This window comes from Thalassovita autumnalis (assembly GCF_001458255.1).
GTDB lineage: Bacteria > Pseudomonadota > Alphaproteobacteria > Rhodobacterales > Rhodobacteraceae > Thalassobius > Thalassobius autumnalis.
In genome coordinates, this window is the sequence record NZ_CYSB01000010.1 from 96903 (window position 1) to 117927 (window position 21025).

The window sequence follows — 21025 nt, forward strand, 5'->3', positions numbered from 1 at the left end:
TTGTGAAACGATGAAAAGCGTCAGTCGATCTCAACTGGTTTGCGGATCTGCGGCGCGGCTTTCAGCACCAGCGGTTTCAATCCTTGGCCGCCGGCGGCGATAATTTCGGACAGTTGATCGCGCATCCGTGGCTCCCAGAAGTCACTGATATGGGCAGCCACACCTTCGATGCCTTCAGCTTCTTTTTTGCTTTCGAAAAAGGTGGCGATCTGGTTCGCCATATAGATCAGTTTTTCCGGTTTCATTGCGGTTCTCCGCTGTGGATGCGGTGGGTGTGGGTGAAGACGTCAAAGCGGGTGCCGCGGGCGCGGGTCACCAGGGTGAGCCCGGCCTGATCAGCCAGATCCACCCCCAAGGCGGTGGGGGCGGAGACCGCGATCAGCACTGGCGCGCCGATCTGGGCGGTCTTCTGGATCATCTCAGACGACAGGCGGCTGGTGACGGTGATGGCACCGGTGCTGGCGTCGATCCCGGCAAGGGCCAGGGCGCCTGCCAGCTTGTCCAATGCATTGTGGCGGCCTACATCCTCGCGCACGAGGATCAGCCCGTCGCCGGGGCGATAAAACCCGGCCGCGTGGGCGGCATGGGTTTCGTCATGCAGCGGCTGTTGCTGGCGCATGGCTGTGGTGGCCAGATGGATGTCCTGACGGCGCAGCCGCAGGTTGGCGGTGACACGCGGCAGGGCGCGCATCGCCTGTTCTAGGCTTTCCACCCCGCAAAGGCCGCAGCCCACAGGACCAGCCAGCGCACGGCGGCGCTTGGCCATTGCGGCGGCACGCTCCTCGGGCAGCCACATCTGCAGCTCCACGCCTTGGGCGTGGCGGATCACCTCCACCTCACCCAGCTCATCGGCACTGTCGACCAGCCCTTCGGTCAGGGAAAACCCAACGGCAAAGTCGATCAGGTCCGCAGGCGAGCCCATCATCACCGCCAGCGTGGTGCCATTATAGACCAGCGCAATCGGCATCTCCTCGGCCAGCGCGGTGGTCTGGTCGCTGAGGCCCAGAGGCCCGGCCGTCAGGCCCGGTTTATCAACCGCCGCCCGCATCACTCGGCCGCCGGCAGGATGCGGCGCGATTTCTCGGCCTGGGCGTTATAATCTTCCTGCCAGTCGCTGGGACCGTTTGACAGGCTGACCTGCACTGCGGTGACCTTGTATTCCGGACAGTTGGTGGCCCAGTCGGAGTAATCCGTGGTGATCACATTGGCCTGCGTATCGGGGTGGTGGAAGGTGGTATAGACCACGCCGGTGCTGACCCGATCGGTAATCTTGGCCCGCAGCGTGGTTTCGCCCGAACGCGAGGCCAGCTTCAGCCAGTCGCCATCCTTGATGCCGCGCACTTCGGCGTCATGGGCGTGGATCTCCAGCTCATCCTGATCGTGCCAGACCACGTTCTCCGTCCGCCGGGTCTGCGCGCCCACGTTATACTGCGACAGGATGCGGCCGGTGGTCAGCAGCAGTGGGAAGCGTGGGCCGGTTTTCTCATCCGTGGCGACATATTCGGTGACGATGAAGCGGCCTTTGCCCCGGACAAACCCATCGACATGCATCAAAGGCGTGCCTTCGGGGTTGGCCTCATTGCAGGGCCACTGGATCGAGCCTTTCTCCTCCAGCATGGCGTAGTCCACACCGGCGAAGCTGGGGGTGGTGGCGGCAATTTCGTCCATGATCTGGCTGGGGTGGGTGTAGTGCCAGTCTGCCCCCATCGCCTGCGCCAGCAGCTGCGTCACCTCCCAGTCGGCATAGCCGTTTTTCGGCGCCATTACCTTGCGCACGCGGTTGATGCGGCGTTCGGCATTGGTGAAGGTGCCGTCCTTTTCCAGGAAGGTCGAACCGGGCAGGAAGACATGCGCGTAGTTGGCAGTTTCATTGAGGAAGAGGTCATGCACGATGACACATTCCATTGCCGCCAGACCAGCTGCTACGTGTTTGGTGTCGGGGTCTGATTGCAGGATGTCCTCACCCTGACAGTAAAGGCCCTTGAAGGTGCCATCGACCGCCGCGTCCAGCATGTTGGGGATGCGCAGACCAGGTTCGGGATCGATGGTGACACCCCAGGCGTCTTCGAAAATGGCGCGGACTTCCGGGCCTTTCACATGGCGATAGCCCGGCAGTTCATGCGGGAAGCTGCCCATATCGCAGGAGCCCTGCACGTTGTTCTGACCCCGCAGCGGGTTCACCCCCACACCGCGCCGGCCGATGTTGCCGGTCAGCATGGCCAGGTTGGCGATGCCGATCACGGTGGTGGAGCCCTGCGAATGTTCGGTCACCCCCAGCCCGTAGTAGATTGCACCGTTGCCACCGGTGGCAAACAGACGCGCGGCCGCGCGCAGTTCGGCCGCTGGCACGCCGGTCAGCAGTTCGACGGCTTCGGGGCTGTGACGCGGATCGCTGACAAATTCGGCGTATTCCTGGAACTCTTCCCAGTCACACCGCTCCTGGATGAAGGCCTGATCCATCAGCCCTTCGGTCACGATCACATGGGCCAGCGCGGTCACAACCGCCACATTGGTGCCGGGGCGCAGGGCAAGGTGATGCTGCGCCTCAATGTGGTTCGAGCGCACCAGATCGGTGCGGCGCGGGTCCACCACAATCAGCTTGGCGCCCTGACGCAGACGTTTCTTCAACCGGCTGGCAAATACCGGATGCCCGTCGGTCGGGTTGGCGCCGATCACGATCACCACATCGGTGTCTTCGACACTGTCGAAATCCTGGGTTCCTGCCGAGGTGCCAAAGGTCTGCCCCAGCCCGTAGCCGGTGGGCGAATGGCAGACACGGGCGCAGGTGTCGGTGTTGTTGTTCATGAACACGCCACGCGCCAGTTTCTGCACCAGGAAGGTTTCCTCATTGGTGCAACGGCTGGAGGTGATCACCCCGATAGAGCGGCGGCCATGTTGTTCCTGCAGCCCTTTCAGACGGTTGGCCGCAAAGCTCAGCGCCTCGTCCCAGCTGACCTCTTGCCACGGCTCATCGATCGAGTCGCGGATCATCGGGTTCAGGATGCGGTCTTTGTGGTTGGCATAGCCATAGGCAAAACGGCCCTTCACGCAGGAATGGCCACGGTTCGCCTTGCCGTGTTTGTAGGGCACCATACGCACCAGTTCGTCACCGCGCATCTCCGCCTTGAAGGAACAGCCGACGCCGCAATAGGCGCAGGTGGTGACCACGGATTTGTCCGGTGTGCCCAGCTCGATCACGGATTTTTCCTGCAGGGTTGCGGTGGGGCAGGCCTGCACACAGGCGCCACAGCTGACGCAATCGGACCCCAGGAAATCATCCCCCGCCATCCCGGCGGAGACACGGCTGTCAAAACCACGGCCTTCGATGGTCAGCGCAAAAGTGCCCTGCACCTCTTCGCAGGCGCGCACGCAGCGCGAACAGACGATGCATTTGGAAGGATCATAGGTGAAATAGGGGTTGCTGTCGTCTTTGGGCAGCCACTGCGGGTTTTCTTCGCCGCTGGTGTTGCGGGCCTCGAAATGGGTCTCTTTGGCCTCATAACGCACATCGCGCAGGCCCACGGCCCCGGCTGCATCTTGCAATTCACAGTCGCCGTTGGCGGCGCAGGTCAGGCAGTCCAGCGGGTGGTCCGAGATGTAAAGCTCCATCACGCCTTTGCGCAGCTTCTGCACCTTCTCGGTCTGAGTTTTCACCACCATGCCTTCGCTGACCGGCGTGGTGCAGGAGGCCGGGGTGCCCCGGCGGCCCTCAATCTCCACCAGACACAGGCGGCAGGAGCCAAACGCTTCAACCGAGTCGGTGGCGCAAAGCTTGGGGATCTTGATCCCCGCCTCCATCGAGGCCCGCATGACCGAGGTGCCTTCGGGGACCGAAACCTCAAAGCCATCCACGATGAGCGAGACCATATTGGTGGATTTCGACGCGGGCGTGCCCATGTCGTAATCGTCGGGCATCATGAAATCTTTCATTCTGCGGCCTCCTTCGCGGGGGTGAATTCTTCGGGGAATTGTTCAAGGGCGGACATGACGGGGAAGGGGGTGAAGCCCCCCAGCGCGCAGAGTGATCCCTCTTTCATCGTGTCACACAGGTCGGTCAGCAGCTCCACCGCGGCGCTGTCACCGGCTTTGATCCGGTCGATGGTTTCCACACCGCGCACCGCGCCAATCCGGCAGGGGGTGCATTTGCCGCAGCTTTCCACCGCGCAGAACTCCATCGCGAACCGCGCCATGCCCAGCATGTCGGCGCTGTCATCAAAAACCACAATACCGGCGTGACCGATCAGCGCGTCCTCGGCGGTGAATTCCTCATAGCCAAAGAGCGTGTCGAACTTGGCTGGCGCCAGATAGGCGCCTAAGGGGCCACCGACCTGCACCGCCTTGACCGGACGGCCCGTCGCGGTGCCACCGGCGATGTCGTTGATCAGATCCCCCAGCGGCATGCCAAAAGCGGTTTCAAACAGCCCGCCAAACTTGACGTTGCCCGCGATCTGGATCGGCATGGTGCCGCGCGACCGGCCAAGGCCGAAGTCCGCGTAATGCTGCGCGCCTTTTTCCAGAATGACCGGCACGGTGGCCAGCGAGATCACGTTGTTGACCACGGTGGGTTTGCCCAGAAACCCCTCAAGCGCGGGCAAGGGCGGTTTGGCCCGCACGATGCCGCGCTTACCTTCCAGCGAGTTCAGCAGCGAGGTTTCCTCACCACAGACATAGGCCCCCGCACCCACGCGGATTTCCATGTCGAAGGCTTTGCCTGATCCCAACAGATCCGCGCCCAGCAGACCGTTCAGCCGCGCGATGCGCACCGCCTCATTCATCACACGGATGGCAACGGGATATTCCGAACGCAGGTAGACATAGCCCTTGGTCGCCCCAACGGCGAGGCCGGCAATCGCCATGCCTTCGATCAGGGTGAAGGGGTCCCCTTCCATGATCATCCGGTCGGCAAAGGTGCCGCTGTCGCCTTCATCGGCGTTGCAGATGATGTATTTCTGATCCGCCTCAGCGCCCAGAACCGTGTTCCATTTGATGCCCGTCGGGAAGCCCGCGCCGCCCCGGCCCCGCAGGCCCGAGTCGGTGACTTCCTGAACCACATCGGCAGGCGTCATCGCCAGCGCGCGGCGCAGACCGGTCAGACCGCCATGCGCCTCATAATCCGCAATCGACAGCGGATCGATCACGCCGCACCGGGCAAAGGTCAGGCGGGTCTGGCGCGCCAGATAGGGGATCTCCTCCACCGGACCCAGCGCCTTGGCGTGGCCCTCAAGATCGTCAAACAGAAACGGCACATCGGCGGTCTCCATCGGGCCGAAGCCGATGCGGCCCGCCTCGGTCTCAACCTCGACCAGCGGTTCCAGCCAGACCATGCCACGGGTGCCGTTGCGGATCAGTTCCACAGGGATGTCGCGGGCTTTGGCTTCTGCCACGATCGCTGCGGCAACCTCATCTGCGCCAACCGCAACGGCGGCGGTGTCGAGGGGCACGTAGATCTTCATGCGCTTGCCTCCGCCAGTAGGGTTTCCAGCTTCTCTGCGGTCAGCCGGCCATGCAGCGTGTCATCCACCATCGCAGCCGGACCTGAGGCACAGAGGCCCAGGCAATAGACCGGTTCAATCGTCACCGCCCCGTCCTTTGAGGTGCCGTGCCATTCCAGCCCCAGCTTTTGCAGCGCGTCATCGGCCATCTGGTTCACACCCATGGCCTGACAGGCCTCGGCGCGGCAGATTTTCACCACATGGCGGCCCGCAGGCAGGTCGCGGAAATCGTGGTAGAAGCTGACAACGCCATGCACCTCGGCGCGGCCGATGTTCAGGTGATCCGCGATGACCGGCACCGCAGCAGCGGGGATATGGTCGAATTCTTCCTGCACTGCATGCAGGATCGGCAGCAGCGGTCCTTCCAGCCCAACATGCTGGGCGAGGATATTGTGCAGCGCCTCGGCTTGAGTATCGGCAAGCAATGCATCTGGCATCGCAGGGCCCTCCCTAACAGTAACTTACCACGATTTGGGTGATTTTTACATCACCGATCAATATCGAAATTTCGTTACTTGATAGAAATTGACTATCGTTGACCCAACCGTTCCGAAAGCGACATGGCAGAGTCGAGAAGCGCCGTCAGCACCGGCGCATGGGGTTCGCGGTGTGGCGCAATAAGCCCAATTCGATGGCTGGCTTCGGGGCTGACCAGCGGAACGGCCACCAATCCGCCGTCAGGTGATTCGTTTTGCAGGAAGATTTCGGTGCTTTTCTGCGGCAGGATCGACGCCCATCCGCCGCTCATCACATGGGAAATCAACACGATCAGGGAGGAGGCTTCGATCTGCGGCTGCGTTTCCACCCCGGCGGTGCTGAGATGGGTGTTGATGATACGGCGGTTCTGCATGTCCGGGGTCAGCAGGCACAGCGGCAGCTCTGCCAGTTCGGCCCATTTCACCTGCGCCCGGCTGGCCAGCGGGTGATCGCGCCGCAGCATCAGCACATAGCGTTCGGCATGGATCGGCACCGTGGTCACCCGGCCCAGCGGTTCATTGTCCAGATAGGTCAGCCCGGCATCGATCTGCAAATTGTCCAGCATCGACAGGATCTCACCCGAGGTGCGCGACCAGATGGTCAGCCGCACATTTGGATGGGCACGAGCAAAATCCGCCGTCAGGTCAGACACCAGCGTCAGCGCGGTCGGGATCACCGCCAGCCGCAGATTGCCGGAAAGCCCCTGCCGCGCGGTGCGCATCTCTTCTTTCATGGTGCGCACATCGCCCACGATCTGGCGCGCCCAGTCCAAAACCCGTTGCCCTTCAGGCGTCAGCCCCTGAAACCGCGATCCCCGATGCACCAGCACCACGCCCAGCTGTTCCTCCAGCTGCTTGATGGCGGCCGAAAGGCTGGGCTGGGTGACCCGGCAGGCCTCCGCCGCGCGGCCAAAGTGCTGCTCACGGGCGAGGGCGATGAACATTTCCAACTTGTCGATCATCCGGCGACTATTGCGCGTCCCTGCGGAAAACGGAACCGGGGGGGCAGCAATTCCTTTGGCCCGACTCTCGGTGATGGATGCAAGCCAAGTGACGGCCAAGTGACGGGGCGAAACAATTTACAGCCTTTCGCGTGCCGTGTTCCCTGACCGCAGGGAGGAACCGAAATGAGCAAAGTGTTGTATGAACGCGTCGGCCGCATCGCGCGGATCACCTTGAACCGGCCTGAGGTGATGAAACCGGTGATCTGCAAGGTGCACGGGTTTGCGGTTGCCGGGGGTTCGGACATCGCGCTCTGCGCAGATCTGACCATCATGGCGGAGGAGGCGCAGATCGGCTACATGCCCGCCCGCGTCTGGGGGTGCCCGACCACCGCGATGTGGGTCTATCGTCTGGGGCCGGAACGGGCCAAGCGGATGCTGTTCACCGGTGACAAGATCACCGGGCGTGAGGCTGCGGATATGGGGCTGGTGCTGAACGCCGTGCCCGCCGCGGATCTGGACGCTGAGGTTGAGGCGATGGCCGAACGGATGGCGGCGGTTCCGATCAATCAGCTGGCGATGCAGAAGATGGTGATCAATCAAGCGATGGAGCAGACCATGCAGGCCACGCAACGTCTGGCCACCGTGTTTGACGGTATCACCCGCCATTCGCCCGAAGGGTTGAACTTCAAACAGCGGGCTGAGGCGGTGGGCTGGAAACAGGCGGTGTCGGAACGCGACAGCGGCACCTGGGATTGGACGGCAAACGGCCCGTTGCCCGGCGCGAACCGCCCGTAACCACTAGACCTTGATTGCAAAAGAAAAGCCGCCCGGCAGACAGCGCGGGCGGCTTTTAATCTAACTCATTTATAGGCTTAGGCAGCCAGGCCCTTGCTGCCCATATCGAGGAACTTCTGGCGGCGGTCTTTGACCAGCTGCTCCGGCGACTGGCCGGCCAGCTCATCCAGCATTGACTGGATGTGTTCGCCAACCGCTTTGATCGAGGCACCGGCATCGCGATGTGCGCCGCCCAGCGGTTCGTCGATCACCCGGTCGGTCACGCCCAGCTTGGTCAGGTCCTGCGCGGTTAGACGCAGCGCCTCAGCGGCTTCGCGCATCTTGTCGGCGTTCTTCCACAGGATCGAGGCACAGCCCTCAGGCGTGATCACCGAATAGACCGAATGTTCCATCATCGCGACGCGGTTTGCCGTGGCAAAGGCCACCGCCCCGCCCGAGCCACCTTCGCCAACGATCACCGAAATCAGCGGCACGCCGATCTGCAGGCATTTTTCTGTCGAACGGGCGATGGCTTCGGACTGGCCGCGCTCTTCCGCGCCTTTGCCGGGATAGGCACCGGGGGTGTCCACCAGGGTGATCACCGGCAGGCCAAACTTGTCTGCCATTTCCATCAGACGCACGGCTTTGCGGTAGCCCTCGGGGCGCGCCATGCCAAAGTTGCGGTCGATTCGGCTTTTGGTGTCATTGCCTTTTTCGTGGCCGATCACCATCACCGGGGTGTCGCCGAAACGCGCCAGGCCGCCCATGACGGCGTGATCATCGGCAAAGTTCCGGTCACCCGCCAGCGGCGTGTATTCGGTGAACAGCGCGTCGATGTAATCTTGGCAATGCGGCCGGTCGGGATGCCGTGCCACCTGGCATTTGCGCCACGGTGTCAGGGTCTTATACAGTTCGGCCAGCATTTCGGACGCTTTTTTGTCCAAAGCAGCAGCTTCTTCTTCGACGTCCATTTCCTCGTTCTGGCGGGCCATCGCACGCAGCTCTTCGGCTTTGCCTTCGATCTCGGCAAGGGGGCGTTCAAAGTCGAGGTAGTTGGTCATTTTATGTCAGTCTCCAGCCTTGGATGGCAGGTTATATGGCGCTGCCTGCGCTCAGATGCAACAACGCATGTGACCTAAGGGGAGGGGCAGGCGTATTTTCCCCAATCAAATCGCGCCAGAGAGCGCCGCTCGCAGCGCCAATTCAGGCGAGGTCAAAACAGGGCAGGGCAGGTCTTGCAATGCCGCTGCCGCCCCCGCCATGGAGGCCTGCGCCAGAACGATGGCGCTATACTGCCCTTGCCCGGCCACATGCCGGATATCCTGGCTAAGCGCCGTGGCAAATCCCTGCAAATCACCAGTCTCGAACAGCGGCCAATGTTGACCCAGAAACAGCGGCGCGGCTGGGGTCATGTTGCCCTCGGCCTGCAACTCCCGCTCAAGCAGCGACAGGCTGGGCGCCTCGGTTGAGCGCAGGCAATAGACGATCAGCACCCGCCCCCCGGTTTGTGCGGCGGTGCGCATCATCGGCTGATCGATGCGAATGGCGCCAAACGCCTCAGCGATCGGGCCCAGGCTGGTGCAGCTGCACAAAACAGCCCCCTCCGCGGCGTCAATCGCCGCGCCAACCTCATCGCGCAGTGCCTCACTGATCCCGGCCTGCGCCTGCGCCAGCCAATCGGGACGCACCAGATGGGTCAGCGCAGCCTCCGGCGCCAACTGCTCGCGCAGAGTATTAAAGGTCAGGCGGTGCACATCGGCAGTGTGGATCAGGGTCAGTGTCATGAAACAGAGATTAGGCTCAGAACCCATTAATGTTCCAGCACCGGTGCGGAAAAATTATTGATTTCTGAGCCTAGAGAACCGGCAGGAGCGACGCCACCAGCAACACGGCCATAAAGATATTGAACGCTCGCAGCCGTTGCGGTGAGGACAGTACACGGCTCATCTGCTGGCCCAGCGCCGTCCAGCTGCTGACCGAAGGCAGGTTCACCGCGCCGAAAATCGCCGCCACCATCAGGATCGAAAACACCGTGCGTTCCGGCGCATAAAGGGTGATCGCGGTCAGCGCCATCTGCCAGGCCTTGGGGTTCACCCATTGAAACGCCGCTGCCTGCAGAAAGGTCATCGGCGTGCCGGTGCTTCCGCTGGTATCCGGCATGCCCGCATTGGCAATCTTCCACGCCAACCACAACAGATAGGCGATCCCGGCAACCTTCAACACCGTGTGGGTTACTGGAAAGGCATCAAACAGACCCATCAGCCCAACCCCGACAAGGGCCACCATCAGAACAAACCCCAGCGCCACCCCCAGCATATGCGGAATGGTGCGCCGGAACCCGTAATTGGCGCCTGAGGCCATCAGCATCAGGTTGTTCGGGCCAGGGGTGATGGAGGTCACAAAGGCAAAAGCGGCGAGGGCGGTGAGCAGGTCGTAAGTCATTGGGCAAGAATATGCTGTTCTTGCTGCATTGAAATTGCAATGTTGGGCGTGGATACGCAGATGAGACAATAAATGGCGAAGATAGATCAAATCAACGACAGGATATTGCAGGAATTGTCGCGTGACGGTCGGATTTCCAACCTGGAACTGGCGGATCGGGTGGGCCTGTCGCCCTCGGCCTGCCTGCGCCGGGTGCAGGAGCTGGAGCGTTCAGGCGTCATTCAGGGCTATCGCGCGGTGATCAACCCGGCGGCGCGGGATGTTGGCTTTGTGGCCTATATGACGGTGGGGCTGGGGCTGCACACCAAATCCGCGCAGGAGGCTTTTGAGCGCTCCATTGCTCTGGCTCCGGAAGTGCGCGAATGCCACAACATTACGGGCACGGTCGAGTATCTCTTGCGGGTCGAGGCGCGGGATCTGGCGGACTACAAGCGGTTCCATACCGATATCTTGGGCACCTTGGATCAGGTCAATTCGATCACCACCTTTGTTGTCATGGGCTCCCCCAAGGATGAACGGGCGTGATCTGCGGGGGGTGACGGGGGCGGTTCGGTTGGCGGAATGGGGCGCTGCCCCCTTGGCCTGCGGCCAATTCCCCCGGAGTATTCGGGAAACAGTGAAAAATGCAGCATCTGCAGGTCAGCAAGACTTGTTCATCCGGGCTGGGGCACATCTGCCCTGCGAAATGAAAGAGGGCGTTATGGCTGGAAGCTACGAAGACCGGATCCTGCGGGTGGTGAAATATATCCACGACCATCCGGCGGGGGATCTGTCGCTGGACCGGCTGGCCGATGTGGCGGCGATGTCGCGGTTTCACTGGCATCGGGTGTTTCATGCGATGATGGGGGAAACCTGCGCCGAGATGGTGCGCCGGGTGCGGCTGCATCAGGCTGCGCTGCGGCTGGTGCAGGGCACCGATCCGGTGGCCGAGGTTGCCACCCAGGTGGGCTATCCCACACCGCAAAGCTTTGGTCGCGCCTTTCGGGCGGCCTATGGGCTGACGCCTCTGGCGTTTCGCAAGCAAGGGGTGCCGCTGGTGGCGCTCCGGCAGATGAAACCTGAGGAGTTTAAAGTGTTTGATGTAAAAATTGAGGAGCGTGGCGCGTTGCGTCTGGCAGGCTGGGAACATCAGGGATCCTATATGGGGATCGGTGCCAAGTTTGAGGAACTGGCGGCCTTGGCCACGGCGCGGGGCCTGTGGGAGAAGACCTGCGGCATGGCGGGGATCTACTGTGGCGATCCAACCGAAATGCCTGAGGAGCAGCTGCGCAGCTTTGCCGCGCTGATCCTGCGCGACGGTCAGGATCTGCCCGAAGGTCTGGAAGAACGCGGCTACGCTGCCGGTCGGGTGGCGGTGCTGGTCTTCAAAGGTCCCTATTCCAGCATGGCAGAGGCCTATCAGTATCTTTACGGCCGCTGGTTGCCGGAAAGCGGTGAAGAGGCCGCCGATGCCGCGCCCTATGAGGTCTATCTGAATTCACCCGCCGACACCCCGGCGGAGGAGTTGCTGACCCAGCTCTGTGTGCTGTTGAAGTAAAGCGAAACGCGGTTCAGAAATGCAAAAGGGCGCCGGGTGTCGGCGCCCTTCTTGGTGTTGGGGATAGCGTATTGGGGATGGCTCAGCTGCCGGCGATCAGCTCGGCCTGGGCGACGATCACCTCGGCCTGTTTGATCGAGGCGATATCGACCAGACGGCCCTTGTAGACCGTGGCGCCTTCGCCGTTGGCCTTGGCCTGTTCCATCGCGGCAAGGATTTCGCGGGCTTCGGTCACAGCGGCTTCAGACGGGGTGAAGACCTCATTGGCCAGTGCGATCTGTTTCGGGTGGATCGCCCATTTGCCGACCATGCCCAGAGTGGCCGAGCGTTTGGCCTGCGCGATGTAACCTTCGTCATCCGAGAAATCGCCAAACGGCCCGTCCACCGGCAGCACACCATGGGTGCGGCAGGCGGCAACAATGGCGGCCTGAGCCCAGTGCCAGGGGTCGGACCAGTGTTTCTGGCCTTCGTGCAGCATGTAGTAGTTTTCCTGCGTGCCACCGATGCCGGTGGTCTGCATGCCCATTGAGGCGGCGAAATCCGCGGCGCCCAGGCTCATCGCGGCCATCCGGGGGGAGGCGGCGGCAATCTCTTCAACATGGGCGATGCCGGCGGCGGATTCGATGATCACCTCAAAATCAATGCGCTTGGTGCGGCCCTTGGCGACCTCAATCGCGGTGACCAGTGCATCGACGGCGTAGATATCCGCAGCGCAGCCCACTTTCGGGATCATGATCTGATCCAGCCGATCGCCGGCTTGTTCCAACAGATCCACCACATCGCGGTACCAATAGGGGGTGTCCAGCCCGTTGATCCGCACTGACAGGGTTTTGCTGCCCCAATCGATGGTGTTGATCGCCTCAATCGCATTGGCACGTGCCATGTCCTTGTCCGAGGGGGCCACCGAATCCTCAAGGTCGATGTTGATCACATCCGCAGCCGACGCCGCCATCTTGGCAAACAGCTTGGTGTTGGAGGCCGGGCCAAACAGCTGGCAACGGTTGGGGCGTGCAGGGGCGGCTGGTTGCAGGCGGAAGCTCATTGGGCGATTCCTCTGGGTAACGAAATTGCAGATTTTTCACCTTGAGGGTTATTAAATTGCGCCCCTGTTCGCAAGGATATTTTGCACCTGCGGCATCGCGCCTGCAGAGAAACCCGCGATGCGGTGATTAATTCGCAGGCAGAATGTAAACTTCGAAGAATTTTCGAGTGATCGGCCAAAATTCAGAGGTTTCTCCCAATGACGCAGGGTGCCCAGCTGCAATCGCGAAGACACTCCCGGTACGAATCCATCACACTGCGCCAGCTAAAAGAAATGAAAGGCCGATACGATGATCAAGACCCCCTATCTGCTGTTTTTGGGTGACGCCCCGGACCAACTGGCTGCAAAAGTGGCCCAAGGTATCAAGGACTGGCGTCCTGAATTTGCTGTAGGCCAGTATCGGATGGACGGCTGCAAGGCCGACATGGGCCTGCCCGACATGACCCTGGAAGAGGCCAAAGCGGCGGGCGCCAAAACCCTGGTGATCGGCGTGGCCAACCGCGGCGGCGTGATCAGCCAGGCCTGGAAAAAGGTTCTGGTCACCGCGCTGGAAGAGGGTTTTGATCTGGCCTCCGGCCTGCACAACCTGCTGAAAGACGAAGAAGACCTGGTTGCCGTGGCCAAAGCCACCGGTCAGGAACTGCACGACGTGCGCGTGCCTGAGGTCGACTATCCGATCGCCAACGGCAAAAAACGCACCGGCAAACGTCTGCTGGCGGTGGGCACCGACTGTTCGGTGGGCAAGATGTACACTGCCCTGTGCATGGAAAAGGAAATGCGTGAGCGCGGCATGAAAGCCTCGTTCCGCGCCACCGGCCAGACTGGCATCCTGATCACCGGCGACGGTGTGCCGCTGGACGCGGTAATTGCTGACTTTATGGCGGGTTCGATCGAATACATCACCCCCAACAATGACACCGATCACTGGGACATCATCGAAGGTCAGGGCAGCCTGTTCCACGTCTCCTACTCGGGCGTGACCATGGCACTGATCCACGGCGGTCAGCCAGATGCGCTGGTGGTCTGCCATGAGCCGACCCGCGATCACATGCGTGGTCTGCCGGATTACCAGCTGCCGTCGCTTGAAGCGGTGCGCGATATGGCGCTGTCGCTGGCCAAAGTGGCCAACCCGGACTGTCAGGTTGTGGGCTATTCGATCAACACCCAGAACATGCCCGAGGATGAAGCCAAGGCCTATTGTGCCAAGGTTGAAGCCGAGCTGGGCCTGCCGGCAACCGACCCGTTCCGCTTTGGCGCGGGCAAGCTGGTCGACGCGCTGGACGCGATCTGATCTAACAGCCTTGAAGGCCGGAGCGGACGACCCCTCCGGCCTTTTGAGTATTTAAGGAACATTGAAAGGGGAGGGGCGGCATGACCATCACCGTTCAAAAAGACGTCTTTAAACTGGCGCAGGTTTTCACCATCAGCCGGGGCAGCCGGACCGAGGCCAAGGTGCTGACGGTCAAGATCGAACGCGACGGCCATGTGGGCTGGGGCGAATGTGTGCCTTATGCGCGTTATGATGAGACGCTTGAGTCGGTCACCGCTGAAATCGAAGGCCTGCCCGCAGATGTCACCCGTGACGCCTTGCAGGATCTACTGCCTGCAGGCGCAGCCCGCAACGCGGTTGATTGTGCGCTCTGGGATTTGGAGGCGAAACAGGCTGGCAAACGGGTCTGGGAACTGGCGGGCCTGCCCGCGCCGGAGCCGGAAATCACCGCCTATACCCTGTCGCTTGCCTCCCCTGAGGAGATGCAGGCACAGGCCGCCAAGAACGCCCATCGCCCGCTGTTGAAGATCAAGCTGGGCACGCCCGACGATATGGTTCGCCTTGAGGCCGTGCGCAAAGGCGCCCCCGATGCGCGGATCATCGTCGACGCCAATGAGGGCTGGAGCGCCGAGGTCTACGCCGATCTGGCACCGCATCTGGTGCGTCTGGGGGTGGATCTGGTGGAACAGCCCCTGCCGGCCGGTGAAGATGACGCGCTGCTCGGCATGGACCGTCCGGTGCCAGTCTGCGCCGACGAAAGCTGCCATGACCGCACGTCGCTGGCGAAGCTGAAGGGCAAATATGATGTGGTGAACATCAAGCTCGACAAAACCGGCGGTCTGACCGAAGCGCTGAAGCTGCGCGATGCCGCGCTGGCCGAAGGTTATAAGGTGATGGTGGGCTGTATGGTCGGCTCCTCCCTCGCGATGGCACCGGCGACGCTGGTGGCACAGGGCGCCATGGTCACCGATCTGGATGGTCCGCTGCTGCTGGCCGAAGACCGCGATGCCCCGCTGACCTTTGATGAGGCCGGTGTGCACGGACCTGAGGCAGCGCTCTGGGGCTAAGCCCTGGCGCGTCCCATCAAAACCCTAACTGACAGCCCCATTCCGCCTTTCACAAAGGCGGGGCTGTTGTTGCGCCCTGTTGCCGCGTCCTGTTGCGGTGCAGCCAGCTAATGCTTGACACATCGGGCAATGCGCCCAAGAAGAAACCAACCCAAATTCAGGAGCCAGTGATGACCCGCACCGTATTCGTTAACGGAGAGTATTTGCCCGAAACCGACGCCAAAATCTCGATCTTTGATCGTGGTTTCCTGATGGCGGATGGCGTCTATGAGGTGACCAGCGTGCTGGGGGGCAAGCTGATCGATTTTGACGGTCACCTGAAACGTCTGGAGCGGTCGCTGAATGAGCTGGACATGGAGAAACCATCTGAGTTTGACGACCTGCTGGAGATCCACCGCAAACTGGTCGAGTTGAACGGCATCGAAGAGGGCATGATCTACCTGCAGGTCACCCGTGGCGCCCCCGGCGATCGTGACTTCGTCTTCCCCGATCCGGCAGAAACCCGTCCGACGCTGGTTCTATTCACCCAGAACAAACCCGGTCTGGCCGATAGCCCTGCCGCCCAGAAAGGCATCAAGGTCATTTCGATCGAAGATATCCGCTGGGGCCGCCGGGATATCAAAACGGTGCAGCTGCTCTACCCGTCGATGGGCAAGATGATGGCGAAGAAAGCTGGTTGTGATGACGCCTGGCTGGTCGAAGAGGGCAAGGTGACCGAAGGCACCTCGAACAACGCCTATATCGTCAAAGACGGCAAGATCATCACCCGCGCGCTGAGCAATGACATCCTGCACGGCATCACCCGAGCGGCCGTCCTGCGGTTCGCCCGCGAAGCGCAGATGGAAGTGGTGGAGCGCAGCTTTACCATTGAAGAGGCGCAACAGGCTGATGAGGCTTTTGTGACCTCTGCCTCAACCTTCGTGATGCCGGTTGTTGAAATTGATGGCGCTGAGATTGGTGAAGGCGCGGTTGGTCCGGTGGCCAAACGTCTGCGCGAGATTTACCTGGATGAGAGCCTGAAAGCAGCGGTCTAACCCACCCGACAGGACGAAATTTGCAAGGGCGGCCAGGGGCCGCCCTTTTGCGTTGCGTTGCCGCTAGGTCGCAGTCTCCCGGTGGTTGCGCGTAGCGCAAGTTGCCGGAATAGCAAGATATTCTAATGGGGGGCGCTAGTTTTTTGACAGTTATGCTCTTTTCGGTTGAAGTGCCTGTGTCATATCCGATACCCGACGGTATGGGCAGCCAAAGTGAGTGGCGCTGTTTTCAGCGGTGGCTGCCCAAGGCTTCTGCCTGCCGGGGGGCGGGCAGAAGCCGATCTACCCTTCAAACCGATAGCTTGAGGCCGTGACGCCACCAAAGATGTCCTTCTGGTGGTAGGTGCGCTGGGCAGTGGCGCCTTCGGCGGCACCAAGGGCGGCAAACAGCGGCGCCAGATGGTCCTCTTTGGCGTGACACTCGCGGGCATAGGGGGCCTGTTCCCAGTTCAGGATCGCCTCACGCCGTGCTTCAGGCGGCAGCGCCAGTGTTTCATGCAACCAGGCATCAAAGGCTTCGGAGGGCACTTTGGCCTTCGGGCCGAACTGGCGCAGGTTGTGATAGCTGAGGCCTGAGCCGATGATCAGCACGCCCTCATCGCGCAGGGGCGCCAAGGCGCGGCCCATTTTCCAGTGTTTTTCAGGGTCATACCCCTTTTGGAGGGAGACCTGAAACAGCGGCACATCCGCCTCGGGATAGATCAGCGCCATCGGCACGAAGGTGCCGTGGTCATAACCCATCGCATCATCCAACCGCGTCGGCAGACCCGCCTGATGCAACCGCTGTGCCACATCCTCGGCCAGTTCCGGCGCGCCGGGGGCGGGGTAGCTCAGCTCATAGGTTTCAGGTGGGAAGCCGTGATAGTCATAGACCATCCGCGGACGTTTGCAGTGCATCACCGCAAAACTCTCGGTTTCCCAATGGCCCGAGATCATCAGCACCGCTTTGGGCTTCTGATGCAACTCGGCTGAGATCTGGCGCAGGGAGGCCGCAAGCGGTTCCAGCTCCTGTGCCATGTTGGGCACCCAGGGCCAGGGGCCGCCGCCGTGCGAAATGAAATGTGTGGGCAGGGTCATGTCACGTGCCTTTGCTGCTAAGAAGGTGTTGCATCAAAGGTAGGGGGGCACTGCGCGGGCGAAAACGCCCCGTGCCCCACAGATTATGTGCAGATCTGCGCGGTCACCTTCGCCGTTTTGGCGGTGCCACAAAGATGTTGGTCTGGTGCCAGCCCACAGCGGCAACAAAAAACCTGAGGCCGGTTTGCGCAGCCTCAGGTCAAAGAATGCTTGGCAATGCGGCGGCTTATTTGCCCGCGTCACCAACGTTTTCGGCAAAGGCCTTGGTAAACTCGGCCTGTTTTTCCGCGCTGGCGTCGGTTTGATAGTTGGTTTTCCACTCATCCATCGTCATGCCGTAGAAAATCTCACGCGCGGCGTTTTTGTCCATCTCGATGCCACGTTCATTGGCGGCTTCCTGATACCAGCGGCTGAGGCAGTTGCGGCAGAACCCGGCGAGGTTCATCATGTCGATGTTTTGCACATCGGTGCGCTTTTCCATCAGGTGTTCACGCAACGCGCGGAAGGCGGCGGCTTCCAGCTCAATCCGGGTTTGATCGTCCATGTCTGTCTCCTTTTAGCGTGTCACAACACGCGTTTGGCGTAAGAGGCACCGTGCATATCCACCGCCTCAGCTGTCAGGCTGCCCACCTCTGGCAGGTGGGCTTTCATCACATCTAGCACAATCCCGGTGAGATGCGATTTGGTCGCATCGTCGCGCCCTGGCAGTAGCCGCAGGGTGGCGTGGGTGTAGCTTTGCGGATCCGTTCCAATCACGCCAAAGGGCTGCGGGCAGGCGCGGATTTTCAGGCTGGCGGGGTTGGGAATTGCCGGCTCTTTCGCCAGCGCGCCAAACAGGGCCTGGCAGAGCGATTGCAGATCAGCCTGCGTTTCAAGGCCGGCAGAATATTCCAGAACAACATGGGGCATGATGGGGCTTTCTCAGACGCCGCTGCGCGACAGGGTTTCGGTCAGGATCGGGGCCAGGCGCTGCCCCCATTGGGCCTGCTGCTGGTCGGTTTCGATCAGGTCATTGCGGATCTCAATCAGGGCGTTGGGGCGGCCATGCGCAGTGGCATGGGTGTCAATCGCATCGCCGGGCAGATAGCCGGTGTAGGGTTCATTGTCCCCGACACAAAGGTCCGGTTCCTCCTTCAGCCGGGTGATCAGCGGCTGGGCATAGCGCCCGTCCTCCGCCCAGAGCACACCGATATGCCAAGGGCGCGGCGCGCGGCCCTGCAGCTGCGGGGTGAAGGAATGCATCGAGATGATCACTGTATCGTCGCGCCGTGCCGCCAGATCTGCCAGGGCTGCATGATAGGGCCGGTAACAGGCGTCGAGCCGCCGCTCCAGCTCAGCCGCGTCGGCATGGCGGTTGGCGGGGATGATGGTGCCGTCATAGAGCTTCATCAGCAGGGTCGGATCATCGTCACCACGGTTGGGGTCAATCACCAGCCGGGAGAAATCCGACAGGATCGCGGCACATCCCAAGGCATCGGCCAGCGCCCGGGTCACCCCGGCAGCACCGACGTCATAGGCGATGTGGCGGTTCATATCGCCCGCGCCCAACCCCAATTCGCCGCCATTCACAAAGGGCGGCACGGTATTGGTGGCATGGTCGCAGGTGATCAGGAAGCGGCTGTCGCGGTCATCGCCGTGAATGTGGAAGGGATGGTAGGTCATGAAACTTTCACTTGGTTTGAAAAGCCTCTATGCCACTTTGCGCGTGATTGGAATTGTTTCTGCCGTACCATATGCGTATAAGGCAGCGAAGTTAGCGGTAACATTAGCCTGCTAGGAAGGGAATTGATCTGATATGAGACGCTTTCGCAACGTGAAAATCGTGGCCACTTTGGGCCCGGCCTCCAGCGACTATGAAACCATCCGTGCGCTGCATGAAGCCGGGGCGGACGTGTTCCGCCTGAACATGAGCCACGGCGACCACGAAGAAATCCGCGAACGTCACGCGATCATTCGTCAGGTGGAAAAAGATCTGAACAACCCGGTGGGCATTCTGGCCGACCTGCAGGGCCCGAAGCTGCGTGTGGGTGTCTTCGTCAATGATGCGGAGGAGCTGGAAAACGGCGCAAGCTTCCGTCTGGATCTGGATGAGACCCCGGGTGATGCAACCCGCGTCTGCCTGCCGCACAAAGAAATCTTTGATGCGCTGGAAGTGGGCACCACCCTGTTGGTCAATGATGGTAAGATCCGCCTGAAAGTCACCGAATGCGGTGCTGACTTCGCCGAAACCGAAGTGATTGCGGGCGGCACGATCTCAAACCGTAAAGGTGTGAACGTGCCGGATGTGGTGCTGCCGCTGGCGGCGCTGTCGGAGAAGGACAAGAAAGACCTGGAGTTCGTCTGTCAGCTGGGTGTTGACTGGCTGGCGCTGAGCTTTGTGCAGCGTCCCGAAGATGTCTGGGAAGCGCGCAATCTGGCCAATGGCCGCGCCGCCATCCTGTCGAAGATTGAAAAACCTGCGGCGGTGAAAGCCTTTGAAGAGATCCTTGATGTCTCGGACGGGATCATGGTGGCGCGTGGCGATCTGGGTGTGGAGCTGCCGGTGCAGAACGTCCCGCCGATCCAGAAACGCCTGATCCGCAAGTGCCGCAAAGTAGCCAAGCCAGTGATCGTGGCAACGCAGATGCTGGAATCGATGATCGATTCGCCGATGCCGACCCGGGCTGAGGTGTCGGATGTGGCAACCGCTATCTATGAAGGCGCCGATGCCATCATGCTGAGCGCCGAGTCCGCCGCCGGGTCCTTCCCGATCGAAGCGGTGACCACGATGAACAACGTGGCAGTCGAAGTGGAAAGCGATGCCACTTACACCGAAATCATCGAGGCCAGCCGGATCGCGGACCGCAAAACCGTTGCCGATGGCATCGTTGCGGCTGCACGTGAGATTGCGGAAACCACCGATATTAAGGCGATCTGCTGCTACACCCAGTCGGGGACAACGGCGCTGCTGGTGTCACGGGAACGTCCGCGGGTGCCGATCATCGCGCTGACCCCGCTGCGCGATACGGCGCGTCGTCTGGCGCTGAGCTGGGGCACCGACTGTGTGGTCATCAGCGGCGACGTCGATCGCTTCAAACAGGCGGTGGTCAATGCGGCGCGGGCAGCGCGGATGGGCGGCTATGCCACTGAGGATGATCAGATCCTTGTCACCGCGGGTGTGCCGTTCAATGTGACCGGCACCACCAACATTCTGCGGGTGGCGCCCTGTGCAGAACGTTTGATCTACGCGCACGATCCGGAATAACCTCTGCTGCAGGGCAGCCAGAGGGGCATCAAGATGCAGGCGGATTTGATCATGGTTATTGGCGTGGTGATCGCCTGCTTTGCGATCCCCGCCCTTGTGTCTGCCTGGAGTGAGAAAGAAGCGCCGCGTGCAGCGGCGCTTTTTGTACTTATCGGCTTTGCGCTGGGCTATTACGCCACAACGGTCAAACCCGGCGGCTTTGCCTTGGTGGATATTCCGATGGCCTTTGTCGTCGTGGCAGGTCAGGTACTGAACTGATTCTGAGGGGTTTCGGTCGTCCGCCTTATTTTATTGGCGATTACGGTGCAGATTCCCCCTTGCCAGCGGCGCCTATCCCCCCTAAAGAAGCGGCCTGTCTGCGCGGCCGGCTATATGGCATGCCGAGTCGCGTGTAATCGTACAAAGACTAGGAGACGAAAATGCCTAAGATGAAGACCAAGTCGAGCGCCAAAAAGCGCTTCAAGGTGACCGCGACCGGTAAAGTGATCGCAGGTCAGGCCGGCAAACGCCACGGCATGATCAAACGCACCAAGAAATTCATCCGCGACGCTCGCGGCACCACCACGCTGTCGGCTCCCGACGCGAAAATCGTCAAGGGCTACATGCCCTACGACCGCTAAGTAGAG

The 21025-nt window shown here is 61.3% G+C and carries 23 protein-coding genes; 9 read left to right on the forward strand and 14 right to left on the reverse strand.

Annotated elements, in window-relative coordinates:
- Window positions 1–20: 20 nt before the first annotated feature.
- The 6 genes from TL5118_RS04220 to TL5118_RS04245 all read right to left on the reverse strand — a co-directional run bounded on the left by TL5118_RS04220 (window position 21) and on the right by TL5118_RS04245 (window position 6930).
- Window positions 21–245 (reverse strand): formate dehydrogenase subunit delta, encoded by a 225-nt coding sequence (locus TL5118_RS04220; RefSeq protein ID WP_058245502.1) that lies wholly within the window; start codon window positions 243–245, stop codon window positions 21–23.
- Entirely contained in the window at window positions 242–1048 is an 807-nt protein-coding gene (gene fdhD / locus TL5118_RS04225; RefSeq protein ID WP_058245501.1) for a formate dehydrogenase accessory sulfurtransferase FdhD, read from the reverse strand. Before fdhD ends, TL5118_RS04220 begins: the two co-directional genes overlap by 4 nt.
- Window positions 1048–3930, reverse strand: a complete 2883-nt coding sequence (fdhF, locus tag TL5118_RS04230) for a formate dehydrogenase subunit alpha (protein ID WP_058245500.1) — start codon at window positions 3928–3930, stop codon at window positions 1048–1050. Before fdhF ends, fdhD begins: the two co-directional genes overlap by 1 nt.
- Complete coding sequence (locus TL5118_RS04235; protein WP_058245499.1) at window positions 3927–5453, reverse strand: formate dehydrogenase beta subunit; 1527 nt, start codon at window positions 5451–5453, stop codon at window positions 3927–3929. The genes fdhF and TL5118_RS04235 overlap by 4 nt, the downstream gene beginning before the upstream one ends.
- Window positions 5450–5929: a formate dehydrogenase subunit gamma gene (locus tag TL5118_RS04240; RefSeq protein ID WP_058245498.1), complete on the reverse strand. Its 480-nt coding sequence runs from the start codon at window positions 5927–5929 to the stop codon at window positions 5450–5452. The genes TL5118_RS04235 and TL5118_RS04240 overlap by 4 nt, the downstream gene beginning before the upstream one ends.
- 92 nt (window positions 5930–6021) lie before the next feature.
- Window positions 6022–6930 (reverse strand): LysR family transcriptional regulator, encoded by a 909-nt coding sequence (locus tag TL5118_RS04245; protein ID WP_058245497.1) that lies wholly within the window; start codon window positions 6928–6930, stop codon window positions 6022–6024.
- Window positions 6931–7095: 165 nt separating this feature from the next.
- On the opposite strand from TL5118_RS04245, the gene TL5118_RS04250 reads away from it, so the two are divergent.
- Window positions 7096–7707: a crotonase/enoyl-CoA hydratase family protein gene (locus tag TL5118_RS04250; RefSeq protein ID WP_058245496.1), complete on the forward strand. Its 612-nt coding sequence runs from the start codon at window positions 7096–7098 to the stop codon at window positions 7705–7707.
- A 77-nt stretch (window positions 7708–7784) separates the two neighbouring features.
- Here TL5118_RS04250 and TL5118_RS04255 read toward each other — a convergent pair whose 3' ends face one another.
- The 3 genes from TL5118_RS04255 to TL5118_RS04265 form a co-directional block, all read right to left on the reverse strand.
- Window positions 7785–8747: an acetyl-CoA carboxylase carboxyltransferase subunit alpha gene (locus TL5118_RS04255; protein WP_058245495.1), complete on the reverse strand. Its 963-nt coding sequence runs from the start codon at window positions 8745–8747 to the stop codon at window positions 7785–7787.
- Window positions 8748–8852: 105 nt separating this feature from the next.
- A complete protein-coding gene (locus TL5118_RS04260; RefSeq protein ID WP_058245494.1) occupies window positions 8853–9470 on the reverse strand; it encodes a hypothetical protein in 618 nt (205 codons plus the stop codon).
- 70 nt (window positions 9471–9540) lie between these two features.
- The gene (locus TL5118_RS04265; RefSeq protein ID WP_058245493.1) at window positions 9541–10128 is read right to left on the reverse strand and encodes a LysE family translocator; all 588 of its coding nucleotides are present in this window, start codon (window positions 10126–10128) and stop codon (window positions 9541–9543) included.
- A gap of 72 nt (window positions 10129–10200) precedes the next feature.
- On the opposite strand from TL5118_RS04265, the gene TL5118_RS04270 reads away from it, so the two are divergent.
- Together TL5118_RS04270 and TL5118_RS04275 are read left to right on the forward strand one after the other, a co-directional pair.
- Window positions 10201–10653: an Lrp/AsnC family transcriptional regulator gene (locus TL5118_RS04270; protein WP_058245492.1), complete on the forward strand. Its 453-nt coding sequence runs from the start codon at window positions 10201–10203 to the stop codon at window positions 10651–10653.
- Window positions 10654–10828: 175 nt separating this feature from the next.
- Window positions 10829–11665 (forward strand): AraC family transcriptional regulator, encoded by an 837-nt coding sequence (locus TL5118_RS04275; protein WP_058245491.1) that lies wholly within the window; start codon window positions 10829–10831, stop codon window positions 11663–11665.
- An 82-nt stretch (window positions 11666–11747) separates the two neighbouring features.
- On the opposite strand, the gene TL5118_RS04280 is transcribed toward TL5118_RS04275, so the two are convergent.
- The gene (locus TL5118_RS04280) at window positions 11748–12707 is read right to left on the reverse strand and encodes an L-malyl-CoA/beta-methylmalyl-CoA lyase (RefSeq protein ID WP_058245490.1); all 960 of its coding nucleotides are present in this window, start codon (window positions 12705–12707) and stop codon (window positions 11748–11750) included.
- A gap of 289 nt (window positions 12708–12996) precedes the next feature.
- Here TL5118_RS04280 and dgcN point away from each other — a divergent pair, with 289 nt between their 5' ends.
- From dgcN to TL5118_RS04295, 3 genes are all read left to right on the forward strand, one after another.
- Complete coding sequence (gene dgcN / locus TL5118_RS04285; protein ID WP_058245489.1) at window positions 12997–13998, forward strand: N-acetyltransferase DgcN; 1002 nt, start codon at window positions 12997–12999, stop codon at window positions 13996–13998.
- A gap of 80 nt (window positions 13999–14078) precedes the next feature.
- The gene (dgcA, locus tag TL5118_RS04290) at window positions 14079–15044 is read left to right on the forward strand and encodes an N-acetyl-D-Glu racemase DgcA (protein ID WP_058245488.1); all 966 of its coding nucleotides are present in this window, start codon (window positions 14079–14081) and stop codon (window positions 15042–15044) included.
- A 170-nt stretch (window positions 15045–15214) separates the two neighbouring features.
- Entirely contained in the window at window positions 15215–16078 is an 864-nt protein-coding gene (locus TL5118_RS04295; RefSeq protein ID WP_058245487.1) for a D-amino-acid transaminase, read from the forward strand.
- A gap of 282 nt (window positions 16079–16360) precedes the next feature.
- On the opposite strand, the gene TL5118_RS04300 is transcribed toward TL5118_RS04295, so the two are convergent.
- The 4 genes from TL5118_RS04300 to TL5118_RS04315 all read right to left on the reverse strand — a co-directional run bounded on the left by TL5118_RS04300 (window position 16361) and on the right by TL5118_RS04315 (window position 18817).
- Window positions 16361–17155, reverse strand: a complete 795-nt coding sequence (locus TL5118_RS04300) for a DODA-type extradiol aromatic ring-opening family dioxygenase (protein ID WP_058245486.1) — start codon at window positions 17153–17155, stop codon at window positions 16361–16363.
- Between the two features lie 226 nt (window positions 17156–17381).
- Window positions 17382–17699: a DUF1244 domain-containing protein gene (locus TL5118_RS04305; protein WP_058245485.1), complete on the reverse strand. Its 318-nt coding sequence runs from the start codon at window positions 17697–17699 to the stop codon at window positions 17382–17384.
- A gap of 20 nt (window positions 17700–17719) precedes the next feature.
- Complete coding sequence (locus TL5118_RS04310) at window positions 17720–18064, reverse strand: 5-carboxymethyl-2-hydroxymuconate Delta-isomerase (protein WP_058245484.1); 345 nt, start codon at window positions 18062–18064, stop codon at window positions 17720–17722.
- Window positions 18065–18076: 12 nt separating this feature from the next.
- On the reverse strand, window positions 18077–18817 hold the full coding sequence (locus tag TL5118_RS04315; protein ID WP_058245483.1) for an N-formylglutamate amidohydrolase: 741 nt from the start codon (window positions 18815–18817) through the stop codon (window positions 18077–18079).
- Between the two features lie 133 nt (window positions 18818–18950).
- Between TL5118_RS04315 and pyk the strand changes: the two genes are divergently transcribed.
- The 3 genes from pyk to rpmI all read left to right on the forward strand — a co-directional run bounded on the left by pyk (window position 18951) and on the right by rpmI (window position 21019).
- A complete protein-coding gene (gene pyk / locus TL5118_RS04320; protein WP_058245482.1) occupies window positions 18951–20399 on the forward strand; it encodes a pyruvate kinase in 1449 nt (482 codons plus the stop codon).
- A gap of 33 nt (window positions 20400–20432) precedes the next feature.
- On the forward strand, window positions 20433–20657 hold the full coding sequence (locus TL5118_RS04325; RefSeq protein ID WP_058245481.1) for a hypothetical protein: 225 nt from the start codon (window positions 20433–20435) through the stop codon (window positions 20655–20657).
- 161 nt (window positions 20658–20818) lie between these two features.
- Window positions 20819–21019 carry a 50S ribosomal protein L35 gene (gene rpmI, locus TL5118_RS04330; RefSeq protein ID WP_043871133.1) on the forward strand — a complete coding sequence of 67 codons (201 nt, stop codon included), beginning with the start codon at window positions 20819–20821 and terminating at the stop codon, window positions 21017–21019.
- Window positions 21020–21025: the final 6 nt, after the last annotated feature.

Bases quoted from the DNA above. Each gene is read 5' to 3' on its own strand.
- TL5118_RS04310 (WP_058245484.1), bottom strand. From the start codon at position 18,064: ATGCCCCATGTTGTTCTGGAATATTCTGCCGGCCTTGAAACGCAGGCT.
- TL5118_RS04325 (WP_058245481.1), top strand. From the start codon at position 20,433: ATGCAGGCGGATTTGATCATGGTTATTGGCGTGGTGATCGCCTGCTTT.
- TL5118_RS04315 (WP_058245483.1), bottom strand. From the start codon at position 18,817: ATGACCTACCATCCCTTCCACATTCACGGCGATGACCGCGACAGCCGC.
- fdhF (WP_058245500.1), bottom strand. From the start codon at position 3,930: ATGAAAGATTTCATGATGCCCGACGATTACGACATGGGCACGCCCGCG.
- dgcA (WP_058245488.1), top strand. From the start codon at position 14,079: ATGACCATCACCGTTCAAAAAGACGTCTTTAAACTGGCGCAGGTTTTC.
- TL5118_RS04245 (WP_058245497.1), bottom strand. From the start codon at position 6,930: ATGATCGACAAGTTGGAAATGTTCATCGCCCTCGCCCGTGAGCAGCAC.
- fdhD (WP_058245501.1), bottom strand. From the start codon at position 1,048: ATGCGGGCGGCGGTTGATAAACCGGGCCTGACGGCCGGGCCTCTGGGC.
- TL5118_RS04220 (WP_058245502.1), bottom strand. From the start codon at position 245: ATGAAACCGGAAAAACTGATCTATATGGCGAACCAGATCGCCACCTTT.
- TL5118_RS04275 (WP_058245491.1), top strand. From the start codon at position 10,829: ATGGCTGGAAGCTACGAAGACCGGATCCTGCGGGTGGTGAAATATATC.
- TL5118_RS04295 (WP_058245487.1), top strand. From the start codon at position 15,215: ATGACCCGCACCGTATTCGTTAACGGAGAGTATTTGCCCGAAACCGAC.
- TL5118_RS04250 (WP_058245496.1), top strand. From the start codon at position 7,096: ATGAGCAAAGTGTTGTATGAACGCGTCGGCCGCATCGCGCGGATCACC.
- rpmI (WP_043871133.1), top strand. From the start codon at position 20,819: ATGCCTAAGATGAAGACCAAGTCGAGCGCCAAAAAGCGCTTCAAGGTG.
- pyk (WP_058245482.1), top strand. From the start codon at position 18,951: ATGAGACGCTTTCGCAACGTGAAAATCGTGGCCACTTTGGGCCCGGCC.
- TL5118_RS04255 (WP_058245495.1), bottom strand. From the start codon at position 8,747: ATGACCAACTACCTCGACTTTGAACGCCCCCTTGCCGAGATCGAAGGC.
- TL5118_RS04260 (WP_058245494.1), bottom strand. From the start codon at position 9,470: ATGACACTGACCCTGATCCACACTGCCGATGTGCACCGCCTGACCTTT.
- TL5118_RS04300 (WP_058245486.1), bottom strand. From the start codon at position 17,155: ATGACCCTGCCCACACATTTCATTTCGCACGGCGGCGGCCCCTGGCCC.
- TL5118_RS04240 (WP_058245498.1), bottom strand. From the start codon at position 5,929: ATGCCAGATGCATTGCTTGCCGATACTCAAGCCGAGGCGCTGCACAAT.
- TL5118_RS04235 (WP_058245499.1), bottom strand. From the start codon at position 5,453: ATGAAGATCTACGTGCCCCTCGACACCGCCGCCGTTGCGGTTGGCGCA.
- TL5118_RS04305 (WP_058245485.1), bottom strand. From the start codon at position 17,699: ATGGACGATCAAACCCGGATTGAGCTGGAAGCCGCCGCCTTCCGCGCG.
- TL5118_RS04270 (WP_058245492.1), top strand. From the start codon at position 10,201: ATGGCGAAGATAGATCAAATCAACGACAGGATATTGCAGGAATTGTCG.
- dgcN (WP_058245489.1), top strand. From the start codon at position 12,997: ATGATCAAGACCCCCTATCTGCTGTTTTTGGGTGACGCCCCGGACCAA.
- TL5118_RS04280 (WP_058245490.1), bottom strand. From the start codon at position 12,707: ATGAGCTTCCGCCTGCAACCAGCCGCCCCTGCACGCCCCAACCGTTGC.
- TL5118_RS04265 (WP_058245493.1), bottom strand. From the start codon at position 10,128: ATGACTTACGACCTGCTCACCGCCCTCGCCGCTTTTGCCTTTGTGACC.